The sequence below is a fragment of the Desulfosoma sp. genome (assembly GCF_052743555.1).
Window position 1 is genome coordinate 45,443 of record NZ_JBRAHS010000011.1, and the last position, 14,565, is coordinate 60,007.

General features: G+C 56.4%; 13 protein-coding genes and 4 pseudogenes. 8 read left to right on the top strand and 9 right to left on the bottom strand.

Translation table 11 applies throughout. From position 1 onward, the window contains the following. The first annotated feature begins 163 nt into the window (after nucleotides 1–163). The 5 genes from ACUVSA_RS08620 (at nucleotide 164) to ACUVSA_RS08640 (ending at nucleotide 4,743) form a co-directional block, all read left to right on the top strand. Nucleotides 164–1,357 carry an ABC transporter substrate-binding protein gene (locus ACUVSA_RS08620; RefSeq protein WP_445894500.1) on the top strand — a complete coding sequence of 398 codons (1,194 nt, stop codon included), beginning with the start codon at nucleotides 164–166 and terminating at the stop codon, nucleotides 1,355–1,357. Between the two features lie 81 nt (nucleotides 1,358–1,438). After that, nucleotides 1,439–2,314, top strand: a complete 876-nt coding sequence (locus ACUVSA_RS08625) for a branched-chain amino acid ABC transporter permease (protein WP_445892263.1) — start codon at nucleotides 1,439–1,441, stop codon at nucleotides 2,312–2,314. Nucleotides 2,315–2,330: 16 nt separating this feature from the next. Next, a complete protein-coding gene (locus ACUVSA_RS08630) occupies nucleotides 2,331–3,317 on the top strand; it encodes a branched-chain amino acid ABC transporter permease (RefSeq protein ID WP_445892264.1) in 987 nt (328 codons plus the stop codon). Then, on the top strand, nucleotides 3,314–4,033 hold the full coding sequence (locus tag ACUVSA_RS08635) for an ABC transporter ATP-binding protein (protein ID WP_445894501.1): 720 nt from the start codon (nucleotides 3,314–3,316) through the stop codon (nucleotides 4,031–4,033). Before ACUVSA_RS08630 ends, ACUVSA_RS08635 begins: the two co-directional genes overlap by 4 nt. Before the next feature lie 5 nt (nucleotides 4,034–4,038). Next, complete coding sequence (locus tag ACUVSA_RS08640; RefSeq protein WP_445892266.1) at nucleotides 4,039–4,743, top strand: ABC transporter ATP-binding protein; 705 nt, start codon at nucleotides 4,039–4,041, stop codon at nucleotides 4,741–4,743. A 418-nt stretch (nucleotides 4,744–5,161) separates the two neighbouring features. Here ACUVSA_RS08640 and ACUVSA_RS08645 read toward each other — a convergent pair whose 3' ends face one another. The 9 genes and pseudogenes from ACUVSA_RS08645 to proC all read right to left on the bottom strand — a co-directional run bounded on the left by ACUVSA_RS08645 (nucleotide 5,162) and on the right by proC (nucleotide 11,658). Beyond that, nucleotides 5,162–5,842: a CBS and ACT domain-containing protein gene (locus ACUVSA_RS08645; RefSeq protein ID WP_445894502.1), complete on the bottom strand. Its 681-nt coding sequence runs from the start codon at nucleotides 5,840–5,842 to the stop codon at nucleotides 5,162–5,164. 44 nt (nucleotides 5,843–5,886) lie between these two features. Next, nucleotides 5,887–6,914, bottom strand: a pseudogene (locus tag ACUVSA_RS08650) (sodium ion-translocating decarboxylase subunit beta). Nucleotides 6,915–7,569: 655 nt separating this feature from the next. Next, nucleotides 7,570–8,088 (bottom strand): hypothetical protein, encoded by a 519-nt coding sequence (locus tag ACUVSA_RS08655; RefSeq protein ID WP_445892269.1) that lies wholly within the window; start codon nucleotides 8,086–8,088, stop codon nucleotides 7,570–7,572. Then, complete coding sequence (locus ACUVSA_RS08660; protein WP_445894503.1) at nucleotides 8,085–8,231, bottom strand: hypothetical protein; 147 nt, start codon at nucleotides 8,229–8,231, stop codon at nucleotides 8,085–8,087. The genes ACUVSA_RS08655 and ACUVSA_RS08660 overlap by 4 nt, the downstream gene beginning before the upstream one ends. After that, the gene (locus tag ACUVSA_RS08665) at nucleotides 8,228–8,509 is read right to left on the bottom strand and encodes a hypothetical protein (RefSeq protein ID WP_445894504.1); all 282 of its coding nucleotides are present in this window, start codon (nucleotides 8,507–8,509) and stop codon (nucleotides 8,228–8,230) included. The genes ACUVSA_RS08660 and ACUVSA_RS08665 overlap by 4 nt, the downstream gene beginning before the upstream one ends. A 123-nt stretch (nucleotides 8,510–8,632) precedes the next feature. After that, nucleotides 8,633–9,232: pseudogene (locus ACUVSA_RS08670) on the bottom strand (acetate--CoA ligase family protein); the annotation flags it as partial. Nucleotides 9,233–9,250: 18 nt separating this feature from the next. Next, nucleotides 9,251–10,293: pseudogene (locus ACUVSA_RS08675) on the bottom strand (hypothetical protein). Nucleotides 10,294–10,308: 15 nt separating this feature from the next. Next, entirely contained in the window at nucleotides 10,309–10,788 is a 480-nt protein-coding gene (locus tag ACUVSA_RS08680) for a CoA-binding protein (protein WP_445894505.1), read from the bottom strand. Nucleotides 10,789–10,824: 36 nt separating this feature from the next. After that, complete coding sequence (proC, locus tag ACUVSA_RS08685) at nucleotides 10,825–11,658, bottom strand: pyrroline-5-carboxylate reductase (RefSeq protein WP_445894506.1); 834 nt, start codon at nucleotides 11,656–11,658, stop codon at nucleotides 10,825–10,827. 362 nt (nucleotides 11,659–12,020) lie between these two features. On the opposite strand from proC, the gene ACUVSA_RS08690 reads away from it, so the two are divergent. The 3 genes and pseudogenes from ACUVSA_RS08690 to ACUVSA_RS08700 all read left to right on the top strand — a co-directional run bounded on the left by ACUVSA_RS08690 (nucleotide 12,021) and on the right by ACUVSA_RS08700 (nucleotide 14,347). Then, nucleotides 12,021–12,353 (top strand): GNAT family N-acetyltransferase, encoded by a 333-nt coding sequence (locus ACUVSA_RS08690; RefSeq protein WP_445894507.1) that lies wholly within the window; start codon nucleotides 12,021–12,023, stop codon nucleotides 12,351–12,353. 392 nt (nucleotides 12,354–12,745) lie between these two features. Continuing rightward, nucleotides 12,746–13,051, top strand: a pseudogene (locus ACUVSA_RS08695) (response regulator transcription factor); the annotation flags it as partial. A gap of 177 nt (nucleotides 13,052–13,228) precedes the next feature. Further along, nucleotides 13,229–14,347 (top strand): ATP-binding response regulator, encoded by a 1,119-nt coding sequence (locus ACUVSA_RS08700; RefSeq protein WP_445894508.1) that lies wholly within the window; start codon nucleotides 13,229–13,231, stop codon nucleotides 14,345–14,347. Nucleotides 14,348–14,565 lie beyond the last annotated feature (218 nt).

A 14,565-nucleotide genomic window follows, 5' to 3' on the forward strand; every position in this document is an offset into this window, starting at 1 on the left:
GACGCCGGTTCTCTCTCAGAAACACTCATCAGTCCTTTTTCGGCACAGTCGCCTGCATTCTTTTTTGTGGAACCTTCGTGATCGCGTGCGTTTTCGCAGAATGTGCGGTTTTATTATTGTGGCCATGGGATCAGCATAAGCAATGAAAACGGGAGGAGGCATCATGAGGAAGTGGTTGGCTGTGGCGATTTGTCTTGGTTTGCTGAGCGCTTGGGGGACTGTGCCCGTGCTGGCGCAGGATACACTTCGCGTGGGGATCATACTTCCCCTGACGGGGGCGAAGGCCAAATTCGGCGAAATCGAAAAGCTTTCCTTTGATATGGCGCTCAAAGAAATCAACGATGCGGGCGGCATCAACGGCAAAAAGTTGGAATTTCTTTATGAAGACGACACAGGACGCCCGGAAGTGGCCCGGTCGGCGGCGGAAAAGCTCATCAACAAAGACAAAGTACTCATGCTGGGCGGCGGCTATGGAAGTTCGGAAACCTTTGCCATCGCCGGTGTGGCGCAGCAGAATCGAAAGCCTTTCTTGGTCAATACGGGATCCGATGACAAGATCACCGAGCAAAATTGGGACTACGTTTTTCGTCTCAACCCCCCCGTCAGCGAATATCCCAAGGCGCTGGAGTCCTTCCTCACAGAGGTGGTCAAGCCGAAAACCGTTGCCATTCTTTATGAAAACACCAACTTCGGCAGTTCGGGAGCCAAGGAATTCAAACAGATTTGTGAAAGGCTCGGCCTGGAGGTGGTGGTTGAGGAAGGCTACGAGCATGGTGGCGTTGACTTCAAGCCCATTCTCGTCAAGGTCAAAGACAAGAATCCGGATCTTATTTACATGATTTCCTATGTGATGGATGCCGCGTTACTGATGCGCCAGTCCATGGAGCTTCGGATTCAGCCGAAGCTTTTCGTGGGTGGAGGCGCGGGCTTCACTTTGCCCGAATTCCCCAAGAATGCGGGAAAGGCGGCGGAAAAAGTCTTTTCCGCAACCTTGTGGTACCAGACTTTGCAGTACCCGGGGGCGATGGATTATTATAATAAGTTTGTCGAAACCTATAAGAAAGATACCGAATATCACGGCGCCGAAGCCTATGCGGCCGCCTATGTCATCGCCGATGCCCTGAAGCGGGCCAAATCTACAGGCCCCGACGACATTCGCAAGGCTTTGTCGGAAACCGACATGATGACGGTGTTCGGCCCGGTGAAATTCATCTCCTATGACAAGAAAACCAACCAAAACCGCCTTCCCACCTATCTGGTTCAGTGGATTGACGGTCGCCTGGAGCTGGTTTGGCCCAAGGACCTAGCCACCAAACCCTATGTTTATCCCATCGATTGGCAGGCTGAGTGGAAGTAAATGCAACGATGCGGAGCGCCCCTGAAGCGCTCCGCACGACTCTGTCACTGTCTGCGGCTCAACCCGCAAGGATGAGACTCTATGGGTGTGTTGATACAAACCGTTGTCGCCGGTATCTTGATGGGAGGCATTTACGCTCTTGTGGGCATCGGCATGACCCTGATCATGGGCGTGATGAAAATCATCAACCTCGCCCACGGCCAGCTCATGATGGTGGCCATGTACATCACTTACGTCCTGTACGAGTATGCGCATCTGGATCCTTACGTGGCGCTCCTGATCACCATGCCCGCTCTGTTTGTGCTCGGCGCTCTGATTCAGCGCTACTTGCTGAATCCCCTGATCAAAGTGGAGGCGATTCTCCCCGAAAATCAGGTGCTCATGACGGTGGGGATTGGTATGGTGCTCACGGAAGTGGCGCGCATGATTTTCCATTCCGACTACAAATCGGTACGCCCGGCGTACACTTCCATGTCGCTTTATGCCGGATCCATCGCCTTTAACCTGCCCATGTGCATTGCATTTGGCATCGCTGTTGTGCTGACCATCGGGCTTTTTGTCTTTCTTCTCAAGACCGATATAGGTAAATCGGTTCGAGCCACGGCGCAGAACAAGGAGGCGGCGCTGCTTTTGGGGGTCAACGCGGACCGGATCACGGTCTTTACCTACGGACTGGGCGCGGCTTTAGTGGCCGCCGCGGGGACATTGCTTCTCCCCATCTATTACCTTTTTCCGGACTTGGGTGGAGCTTTTACCTTAAAGGCCTTTGTCATCACCATTCTCGGAGGATTGGGCAGCACCGTCGGGGCCATTGTGGGAGGTGTCGTGTTGGGGGTCTCGGAATCCCTCGGTGCCACTTACGTGTCCATGGCCCTGAAAGACGCTGTGGGGATGGTCATCTTTTTGTTGGTCCTCATCTTTCTTCCCGGTGGGTTGAAGCGGCTGACCAAGATTTGAAAGGCACGGAGGCGGCATGAAGGCAATACGGTGGCACGTGGCCGCCATCGTGGCGGCGTCCCTTCTTTTTCCCTTGATCGTGCGTTCAGACTATTATCAGCACGTGATTATTTTGGCCTTGATCTGGGTGGTGATCGGTTCCTCGTGGAACCTTCTGGCCGGCTTTACGGGGCAGGTTTCTTTCGGCCATGCCATCTTCTTCGGCCTCGGGGCCTACACAGCCGGCTTGTGCGCTACAAAATTAGGCATTTCCGCCTGGTGGGGCATGGCCTTTGGCGGCCCTGTAGCCTCCCTTTTGGGTTTCGTTATCGGCTGGATCTGCTTTCGGCTGCGAGGGCCTTACTTCGCGCTGGCCACCATTGCCGTGGGTGAAATCTTTCGGTTGTTAGCGGTGGTGTGGCGCAGTTTTACGGGAGGCATGCAGGGCATTTTGCTCATGCAAACCTTTCGTAGCAAACTGCCCTATTACTATCTGGCCCTTTTCATCGCCCTCGGCTGTATCTGGGCCATTCATGCCGTCATGCGTTCCAAGTGGGGCTATTATTTTATCGCCATTCGCGAGGACCAGGACGCGGCCGAGTCCATGGGGGTCAACGCGTTTCGGTATAAAAGTCTATCGCTGATCATCAGCTCCTTTTTCACGGGGTTGGCGGGAGCCTTTTACATGAACTACATGGCGTTCATCGACCCGGAAGTGGTCTTTTCGCTGCACCATATTTCCATCATGGCCATACTGGTCGGCATCATCGGGGGCGTCGGCACCCTGTGGGGGCCGCCTTTGGGAGCATTCATCATGGTGTTGCTTCAGGAAACATTCCGCAGTTCCTTTTTTGGGCTGGCTCCCCGATGGGTCAGCGAACTCCATGTCCTCGTCTTTGGATTGCTGGTCATCTTCGTGATCCTCTTCATGGCCAACGGCATCGTCGGCGACTGGAACAAGATTCGGCGCCTGTGGTCCTCAAAGGCCGCATCGGCTCCGGTGAGCATAGGAAAGGGTCCATGAGCACGCCAATTTTTCAATCCACTGAACTTACTAAGGACTTCGGCGGCCTACGGGCCGTGAACGAACTGAGCTTTAAGGTTCAAGAAGGTGAAATCTTTGGGCTGATCGGCCCCAACGGGTCGGGCAAGACCACGGTGTTCAATCTTATTAACGGTTATTACCCCATCACCTCAGGGCACCTTCACTTTCAAGGGAAGCCCCTAAACGGGTTACCCACCTGGAAGATCTGCAAACTGGGCATTGGTCGAACCTTTCAGGTGGTCAAGCCGTTTCGACGCATGACGGTTTTGGAAAACGTTATGACGGCGGCCTTCAACCATACGGAATCGGTATCCAAGAGTCGGCAAAAGGCCATGGAGGTTGTGGAGTTTTGCGGCATTGCTCACAAAAGCGACGCCTCGGCCAAGGGGCTTCCCCTAGGCGACCGCAAGCGCCTGGAAATCGCGCGCGCCTTGGCCACTGACCCCAAGTTGCTGCTTCTCGACGAGACCATGGCCGGACTGACGCCGCAGGAGCAGGTCGATGGGGTGCAATTGATCCGCAAGATTCGCGACTCGGGCGTCACCATCATCATTGTGGAACATATCATGCGGGTGATCATGAGTTTGTGTGATCGGGTTTTATGTATTAACTACGGGCAGCGCATCGCCGAGGGCCGCCCCGAGGAGGTGGCCAACGACCCCGCGGTCATTGAAGCTTATCTTGGAAAGGATTAGTGGGCATGCTGCAGGTGGAGCGATTGGATGTCGCCTACGGCGATGTGCAGGTGCTGTGGGATGTGTCTTTTCATGTGGAGGCCAATGAATTCGTTGTCCTGGTGGGATCCAACGGTGCGGGCAAATCCACGCTGATGAAAACCATCTCCGGCTTGATTCGGCCCAAACGCGGCAAGATTCTTTTTGAGAACGTGCGACTGGATCATCTGCAACCCTACGAAGTGATCCAGTTCGGTTTGTCCCACGTTCCTGAGGGTCGGCAGCTTTTTCCCGAAATGTCCGTTTTGGAAAATCTGGAAATGGGGGCTTTGACCCGCGAGGCTAAGGCCAAGCGCAAGGAAACCCTGGAATGGGTCTTTGAGCTCTTTCCTCGCCTCAAAGAGCGCACCGCTCAGATGGCCGGAACCTTGTCCGGCGGCGAGCAACAGATGTGCGCCATTGCTCGAGGCCTCATGTCCCTGCCTCGCATGGTGCTGTTTGACGAACCTTCTCTTGGACTTTCCCCTCGGCTGACCCAGGAGATTTTTCGCCTGGTTCAAGAAATTCATCGCAAGGGCATGACCATTCTCATGGTGGAACAAAACGTTAAGCAGACCCTGGCCCTGTGCGACCGCGCCTATGTTTTGGAAAACGGCCACATCGTCATGGAAGGCAAGGGGCGCGAGTTGCTGGAAGACCAAAAAGTCAAAGAGGCTTTTCTCGGGCTTTGAGGGCGCCCTGCACCCGCGCCCTCTGGCCTCCGCAGGCACCGCGGCGGGGACGCGCCCCGGTGGTGTCGGAGTGTGTCCCAAAATGGTGAAGAAAGCTTCTTGTGTCCTCATTGCGGGTTTTCCGGCTGCAGGCTTTCGAAGTGACGGCCTCGAGGCCGTCCGCTAACAGAAGGACCGGCGGTGCCGGTCCCTTCAAGGGCAATCGCGAGGAGCCCCTGTGGCATCGGAGAAACGCACGCCGATACGTCCGGGAATGTGCGGACCGCGAGGACGCGGTCCCTCCGCGAGAAAGTTGGAGGCTGCACCAAGTTTTCAAAGGGACGGCCTTGAGGCCGTCCGCAACGTTAGGCATCAGGGGCACGGCCTTTTGGGGCGTCTGAAAGGGTATAGCTGCCTCCTTTGGGGTTGAGGCTGCAGGTTAGAAGAAGATTTCTCTTCTGTTTTCGCGGTGGTCCACCATGTAAAGCATCTTGGCTTTCTTCGTTAAGGCTTCTTTGAGTTCCTCGATGGTTGTGCGATCCAGACCATAGGCTCGTATGTACACATGGCGGCTGCCGCTCGGTGCTCGGTCGTAGGAGCCGAGGATGCTGGCAATGCGGCCGCCGGCGGCTCGAATGATGTCGGTGAGTTCCTTCATGGATCCCGGCCGATCTTCGATCTCAAAGGCGAACTGAACACCGCGATGCCGCAGTCCGCTGAGGGATATGAGCACCTTAAAGATGTCGGTGCGCGTGATCACCCCCACGACGTTCCCTTGGTTATCCACCACGGGGGCCCCGGAAATGCCGTGTTCCAAAAGCCTTTCTGCGCCTTCTTCCACCGTGAAGTTCTCGGGAATCGTCACGGGGTTCTTGTTCATGATGTCCTGCACTTTGATGCGGGCCAGCAGATAGAGCAGTTCGTGAATTTCAAGCAAAGTGGCATCGGACGGTGAAGCCCTTTTGATATCGGTTTCGCTGACGACGCCCACGAGCCGGCCGTGTTTGAGGACAGGCAGAAGACGCATGCCTTTGTCTTTCATCAGGCTGACCGCTTTGGGCATGGTTTCGTCCGGATCGATGGTCACGGCGGGTGAAGACATCCATTCTCGAATCAACATGGCTCAACCTCCCTGTGTGTGCGTTCCCTTCACGGTGACTGGGCCTAGGCGAAAAACGACCAGAGGACACCCGCGGCAATGGTCGAACCGATCACGCCGGAGATGTTCGGGGCCATGGCGTGCATCAACAGATAATTGGTCGGGTCTTCCCGATTGCTTACCATTTGGACGACGCGGGCGGAGTCGGGGACTGCCGACACGCCCGCCGCGCCCACCAACGGATTGATCTTGTCTTTGAGGAAAAGGTTCATGAGCTTGGCAAAAAGAACTCCCGAGGCCGGGGCGACCATAAAAGAGGCCGTACCGAGAACAAAGATGCCCACGGATTTTGCCGTCAAAAAACGTCGGCTTGGGTGGAGGCTCCCACGGTCAGACCGAGGACAATGGTCACGATGTCAATGAGCGCCGTGCGAGCGGTTTGAGCAAGCCGGTCGGCCACCATGCATTCCTTGAGAAGGTTCCCAAAGAAAAGCATGCCCAGCAAGGGCAGGGCGGCTGGAGCAAGAAAACAGCACAGAAGAAAGCCGATGATAGGGAAAAGCACTTTTTCGCGCTTGCTCACCGTACAGGGATCACTCATGCGGATCAACCGCTCCTCTTTGGTGGTCAAAAGCTTCATGATGGGCGGTTGAATCACCGGCACGAGCGCCATGTATGAATAAGCGGCAATGGCGATGGGGCCGACCAGTTCCGGGGCCAGCTTGGAGGTCAGAAAGATGGCCGTGGGGCCGTCGGCGCCCAAAAGCATCAGAATGGGCCGTGCCAGCATGGTGGAAAAATCCGTCATGGCGCCGATGCCTAGAAAAATCAGTGGAGGATAGATGCTTTGGCGCACGCCAAAGTAAAGATAGTTCAGCACACTGCCGGGTTCATAGATGCCTAGGCCGAATCCCTTGAAGACCGGAATATTGCCCATGAGGATGCCAAAGCCGATGGGAACCAGCAAAAGGGGTTCGTAATGTTTGGCAATACCCAGGTAAATGAAAGCACAGCCCACGACAATCATGAGAAGATGGCGATAGTCCACGAGCCCAAAGCCGGTGTTGGCGAGAAAGCGCAGGATCGTTTCCATGCGTCGCGTTCCTTTCTTTTCCCTCCTCTGATGATCTGCTTCCATGGGCCGCAAGATCTTCAGCAGTCGCTCAAAAAATGGCCTATGTAGGAGCGTGTCTAAGAACACTTTCGGCAGGAGCACCGCAAGCCGCGACGCCTTATGGCGCCTTGCGGTGCTTCTACAAAGTATAACGAAAATGGCCTCAAAGAGCCATTCTCGGACGCGCTCCTATGAGGCAAGCTTTCCCGCCCAAGGTCCCCTCATTGGACCGCTTCCCAAATGCCCGTTTCTCAAAGCGAAAAAAACCTATTCCGCTGGGCACGCTTCGTAAAGACCATCCAAGAAGGCCTTCCCATGATGCTCCTACGGCTCCGCGGGGCCGACAAAGGGGCTGGTCCCAGCGATGCCAGGGGATTGCGCACTCGAAGCGTCGGGAAGGGAATTGGCCAGCCCGCACATGGGGCTTAAAGGCCGTACCTGCCAGTACCTGGGCGCGGAAATTCTTCACACGGTTACAGGCGTTCTCAGGCCGCATTCTGAAAAAAACGTCGAGCGGCCCGTGAGGGCGGTGGCTCTCGATGTGTGGCGCACACCGCAGCTCCCCATTGCATCGTGCGGTTCAACGATAAGGTGAAGCCAAACATCACGGTGCAACGCCTTCTCTGTCGGCTGCTTAACTTGCTGACGGCGGCGTTTCTTTGGGTCGGACCACAACGCCCTTCGCCCACCGGTAAAATCCTCGATCTTCGCCCGAAAGTTCCTCAAATAGCCCGAGGAGCAAGAATTGGTTCATGTGATAGTGAGGCCGATGAACGCCTCGTTTTTCCGCCTGTTCGAGGAGTTTGGGCAAGGAAAAGGCCGGAGCTTTCCTTTGGCTCAAAAGCTGAAAGGCCTGGTAGACTTCCAGCGCCTCGTGTTTCAGGTATATTTCGCGAGGCAAGGGCGCCGGGGCCGAAGCCTTCTCGAGAGGAATTCTCGCCGTGGGTTGCGTTTCCTGGATTTCCGCAGGGTGCCATGATGTTTTGAGTTTTGCCGAAAGCATGTCCCACCATGCCAGAAGTCTTTCCAAGTACGTTAGAAAAGCAGCCAAGACACAAAGCCCCACAAAGACGATACTGAGTCCCGAAAAGGTAATCACCCATCCATTGGCGGCTGTGATGGCCGTCAGTCCCCGCATAGCTTCCCCTTTCATGCCGCTTTCCGCGTGCGATAAGGCTTTCTTTCCTGCATCACCGCCTCAATTTTGACCATGATTCTGGAAGCCAGCGCCGTATTCATGCGAAACAGCTCAAAGAGTTCGGCATTTCGAAACTCGTAAAACACCGAGTCCGTCAAACAAATGCCCGTTGCGGTGTAATGCAAAGGGCTGACCAGGCTGGACCAGCCCAGAGCTGCCCGCTTTGACGCACCACCAGGGCCCGGCCGTTGGGAAAACACAAAAGAACCGCCCCGGATTTCAAAAGGATCAAAGAACGTGCCGGGTGGTTTGCCTGGAAAAGAAGGGCACCCTCATGGAAATTGGTGATGACGGCGATGCGAGCGAGCTGATGAATGTCCGATTCCGGAATATCTTGAAGAAACGGGCTTTGGGCTAACTCGGAAACTTCCACCATTGTTTCGTGCTCCACACCAAAAGCTTCAGGAATAATTGCCGCCTCTAGCGCGACCAGGCGTGCAAGGCCGCACCGTCCACAAAGATTTCGGCACCGCATGTCCCTGACGTTGCAGCTGAGATACTAACCGATCACCATGCGGCAGTCTACGGCGCAGCATCCCTGCTCATCGACGAACAAGGGATTGATGTCCAGTTCTTGGATTTCCGGATGCGCCCATGCCAGTTCGGAAAGGCGTACCACAGCGCAGATGAGCGATTCCAGGTCAGCAGATGGGCGTCCCCGCACACCGTGCAATAGGGGGTAGAATCGCAGAGAGGTGATCATTGAACGGGCTTCTTCCATGGACACAGGGGCGAGAGCCCTCTGAATGTCTTTAAAAACCTCCGCATAAATGCCGCCCATGCCCACAACCACCACAGGGCCGAACTGTGGGTCGCGTTTGATGCCGAGAAGCATTTCCCAGCCGCTCATCTGTTTTTGCACCTGAATACCCAGGAGTTGCCCCTGGGACGTCGCGGCGCGAAAGCGTCCCGTAAGATCTTCAAAAGCACGGCGGACGGCCTCAGCATCCGTGAGGTCCATCTGCACACCACCCGCATCGGATTTATGCGCCCATTGTGGGGAGAGCACTTTGAGCACCACAGGAAAACCGTTTTCTACAGCCCAGCGGACTGCTTCATCGGCATGGACCGCGACAGTGGACAAGGTCGTAGGGATACCGAAGCGGCGAAGCCACGCCTAGGTTTCATCCCCCAGAAGCACGGCGTGAGGAGCGCTGATCCGCTCCTCCAGGCCTTTGCTCGGGCCATGGCCCCACGCCTCATGGTCTTGCGCGGAGGATATCGTCGAGTGTTGGAAGACCGCGGCTTTGGTTGAGCGCGGCACGGAAGCGTTGATGGCGGCGTGTTGCCTTCTTTGGTCAAAGCGGTACGTGGCCGCGAGTCCCATCACGGCCTCATCGATGCTCGCAAAACAGGCAACTCCGGGAATGCGGTCCAAGAGGAGGGTTTCTTCCGCTGCGCCGTCACCGTAAACCCAACAGGCCAGGGGTTTTTGGTGCTCGTTTTTTTCTTGCACGCGACGTAAGACGTCCGCATAGTGCAAGTTCGCGTGCAGGGGAGAAGCCATGCGGGGAATAATGGCCAAAATGGCATGAACGTCTTTTCGAGCCACGAGGGCCGTGGCCGCCTTTTCCATCACTTCCGTGAAAGACCCACCCACCATGCCCAACGGCCAAAGGTCGACGGGATTACCCAATCGGTGCCAGGGAATTTTGGGGTTTTCCAGAAGGCTTCGAGCCTCTTCGGGAAACGGAGCAAGCTGCAGCCCGAAGTCCTCACAGGCGTCGGCGGTCATAATGCCGCAGGCTCCCGTGGCGGTGAGGACCCCCAGGTTGGAGCCGGCCATGGGTCGAAAATGTAAGAAAGCCTTGGCTACGGCCTTCAAGGCCACCATGTTGGGTACGCGAAGAAGGCCCGCCCTTTGAAACGCCGCATCAAAGACACCGTCTTCCCCCACGAGGGATCCCGTGTGGGAAAGGGCCGCTTGAGCGCCCGCTCGGCTTCGACCTGTTTTCAGCACGATGATGGGTTTTTTGCACTGACGGATTCGGCGATTTCCAGAAAACGCCTGCCATTTTGCATGCCTTCCATGTGCAACACGATGACTTCCGTCTGGGGATCCTCGGCGCAGTAACTTAAAGCGTCCACAAAGTGCACATCGCAGCCGTTGCCGATGTCGATGGCCTTACCAAGACGCCCTGTAAAGGATTCGATGCCCACTTGCAGGACGCCCGATTAGGCCACCAAGGTCAGGGGTGGAGGACAGGGATCGCGAGGAATGTCGATGAAAGCCGTGCTGAAGCCGTCGAAGGCATTGAGAAGACCCATGGTGTTGGGGCCGAGCACTCGAGCACCGGCTTGACGGCACAGCCGCACCAACTCTTCCTGAAGCGCCCGTCCTCTATCGTCCGCATCGGCAAATCCTTGGCTGATGATCACAAGGATCCTGACGCCCTTTTGCAGACAGTCCTGAACCACTGGTAACACGCGGTCTCGACCCACCGACACCACGGCCAATTCCGGCACCTGCGGCACATGGGCCACCGACGCGTAGCAGGGATGGCCCAGGATTTCCTCAGCCGAAGGATGGACCACAAAAATGGGGCCCTTGTAACCGTAACGGCGCATCATTTCCAGATTGTTGTAAGCGCCGATCCCTGTTTGGCGCGTCACCCCTACAAGGACAACCGACGTCGGATGCAGAAACGCCCTCATGCCGCCTCCTTGAGTTGACCGCTTTTTTTCAGCTTGTTAAGCCGGGGTGGCGAGTTTCGATGCGCTCTGTGAGAATCCCAGCGCCGTGGAACGCTCCGTAGCGGCCCGCACGGCTCCCAAAACAGCGCCTCGAAACCCTCGAGACTCCAAGACTTCCAATCCATGAATGGTGGTCCCTCCAGGGGACGTGACCATGTCCTTTAACACGGCCGGGTGTTTGGCGGTCTTTTGGGCCATGAGCGCTGTGCCCAGCACGGTCTGGATGACGAGATCCGAAGCGATGGCGCGGGGCAGTCCCATAAGCACCCCTGCGTCGATCAAGGCTTCCAGGAAACAAAGCACGTAGGCAGGGCCGCTTCCCGTCAGACCCGTGACGGCGTCAAGAAGTTTTTCGGGCACTTCGTGGGCGATGCCGACGGCACGGAAAATCTTGAGGGCCGTTTCCACGTGAGCGTCTTCGGCGTGTTGACCCCGTGCCAAAGCACTGGCTCCTGAAAGGACGAGAGCCGGGGTGTTGGGCATGACGCGAATCACGGGAGTTCCTGAAGGCAAAACGGCTTCCAGCCGCAAGAGAGGAATGCCGGCCACAATGCTGATCACCAAGGGGCGATGGGCAGCGGCAGGGGCCATTTCCTCAAGCACTTCCTGAATGTTTTGCGGTTTGACCGCCACAACGACCGTATCGCACGTGCGGACACACTGGGATAGCGATGCGGCTTTCAGGACAGCGAAAGTCTGAGCCAGAAAATCCATGCGCTGCGCAACCACGTCGTACACATGAATGCGATTCGAGGCCACGACGCCCGATTGAATCAAACCCCGTATGATGGCCTCTCCCATGTTGCCACCGCCGATAAAACCGATGTTCATGGGCTCCTCCATCGGTGAAAATTTTTGGCAAAAATGGATGTGGCCAAACCATTGTCGAACATGCTTGTGGACCCGAGCGGCCTTAAGGTGCTGCAAGGATCTGTGCTTACAGCCGGCATTGAACCTTGTGCGGCACGACGATTTCCAGTAAAGGAAAGGGATGTGGACAAAGCCGTTGTCAGCACGAGGCTCACGGAACATTCCCCCTCAAGAGGCTGGAGGATGGAAAGGATGATGCGCTTTGAAGTCCCAAAGCCCAAAGAGAGTCTTCTCAACAATGGGGAGCCGGTCCTCTTCAAGGTCTTGGTTCGAGACGACGAAGAGGCGGTGCGTGCTTTTTTCACGACATTCCCGACCATGAGGTGGAAAGCTTTCGAGATCAGGTGCCGGATCCCCACACCGTAGGCACATGGATTCGTCAAATCGATTTGCGCCGCGTGCTTCCTCTGGCCGCCTGGAACAAACCGCAAACGCGCCTCATCGGCCTGGCCTCGCTCAACCGCATGGCCGGCGCCTACAGGCATGTGGCTGAAATCTATGTGGTGGTGGGCGCGGATCATCGCCAGTTGGGTCTGGGGTCGTCTCTCATCAAGGAACTCATCGAAATCGGCACGCGTCAAGACTTGTACTTTCTCAAGCCAGAGTGCTCGTGGAAAACCAACTGGCCTGCGGGCCTTTCGCCAGCTGGGCTTTGAAGTCAAGGCCACCTTGGAAGACTACTTCATGACTCGGGACGGCAAAACCAAGGACGTGGCCCTGATGCTCAAGAGGCTGCGCTTCGATTTGGAAGAGGACTTCTTCTACCTCTTTTGACCCATGATGCCGACGGTCCACTAAGCGCCGCCGGGCTCACCATAGCCCATATGCCGTTGACACACAAGGGGCGATCCGGTAAGTTGGCGAATCATTGTACATGTACATGTGCCACCCTTCCCCAGGCAGGAGGCCTGAAAGGCTGGAGGACGAGCTCATGGCGACCAAGGCAAAAATTCTCATTGTGGATGATGATGCAGATTTCGCCAAGTCGACAAAGATGATTTTGCTGGCCGACGGCTATGAGGTGGTTATCGCCTAGGACGGCAAGGAAGGTCTTCGAAAGGTTCAAGAGGAAAAGCCTGATCTCATTATTCTGGACATCATGATGGAAAGCATCTTCGAAGGCTTCAGCCTGGTGAGCAGCGTGCGGTCGGACCCGCACCTTTCGCCTTTCAAGCACATTCCCATTCTCATGGTGTCCAGCGTTCGTGGGGATACGGGGTCCCGATTTACTTTCGACGATGCAGAAGACGTGGGGTCCCTGCCCGAACCCGACGACTACCTGGACAAGCCCTTTAAACCCAAAGAGCTTCTGGATCGCGTCGCGGAACTTTTGGCGCGGCGCCGCTCTTCTTGAGCCCCAGAGGGTGTATGGCATTCCACGCGGGGTGGTGCGCTCACGTCTTCCTGCGGTGTGGAGAAACCTGGCGTGCAGCGGATGCGGCGACAAGCTGGCAACTGCCGTGAGCGGGCTTGACAGAGCCGGACGAGCTTTTTTCAGTGCACTGAGGACAATCCATAAGGGCGCGTTGCCGTGGATGTTCCAAGGATTCTGGTGATCGATGATGAGGAAATCGCCCGGGTCTCGTGCCGGCGCGTGTTGGCTCGAGAAGGCATGCAGGTGACCCTGGCCTCCAGCGGCCGCGAAGGCCTGGAAAAGCTCCTGTGTGAGCCTTGCAACCTCGTCTTGGTCGATCTAAAGATGCCCGAGATGGACGGTGTCGAAGTGGTGCGGCGCATTCGCGACATCGACTCCAGCATCGTCACGGTGCTCATCACCGGATATGCCACCATCGAAAGCGCCGTGGCGGCGGTGAAGGAAGGGGCCTACGATTACTTGCCCAAGCCCTTCACGCCCGAGGAGCTCCTGATTGTCGTGCACCGGGGCTTGGAAAAGCGGCGTCTGGACCTGGAATCTCGAGCCCTGAGGGAAGAAAAGGAGGCCATGGAGCGCGTGACCATGGTCACGCATCAGCTTCGCTTACCCTTGGCGGCCATTTTGCAATATTTCGAAGTCCTCCTTGGGGGCATCGGAGGCGATTTGGCCGAAGCCCAGAGGGAAATGCTCAGCCGTGCCAAAGAACGCTTGGAATCCCTCATGCAGCTCATCAACGACTGGTTGGACATGAGTCGGCTTAGCGAAGGGGACATTGTCCGCAGGCTTCAGCCGACCCGCTTGGCCGACTGCGTGGAAGCCGCCCTCAAAGGCTTGGATTGGGCGGCCAAGGAAAAAGGGGTCGCCTCAGAAGTGCAGATCCCTTCCGATCTCGCTCCGGTTCAGGCCGACGCCGATTCTTTGCGGGAGGCTTTGAGCAATCTGGTGGCCAATGCCATCAAGTGCAATCGCGTGGGCGGTCGCGTGAGCATTCGGGCTCGCCGACAAGGATCTTGTGTGGTGGTGGACGTTGAAGATACGGGGGTTGGCATCGATGCCAAGGAAATTCCCTTTATCTTCCACCAATTCTATCGCTGTCAAGATCGGGACGTTCGCGCTCAACAAGGGACGGGCCTGGGCTTGACCATCGCCCAGAAGGTGGTGCGCGCACACGGCGGCACCTTGACAGTCGCCAGTGAGAAAGACAAAGGCTCTGTGTTTTCGTTGACGCTCAATGTGGCCGGAGCGGAAAGCCAGGGCTTGAGCCCACCCCCTTAGGCGGGCCGGCAAATGCACAATTTTTCTCTTGACCTTAAGGGACACATTGGGCAATAAATCACTCATTCGATGAGAGTGTGGTCTGTGATCCCTTAAGGATTGGCCGCGGCGGCAGAATGTGTGGAGGCTTCCTTGTATGGAACAGATGCTTCAGGACGCGGATGTTGATTAAAGAGATCAAAGCCAAGAGCACGTAGGTGAAAAACCATGAAGCGGCT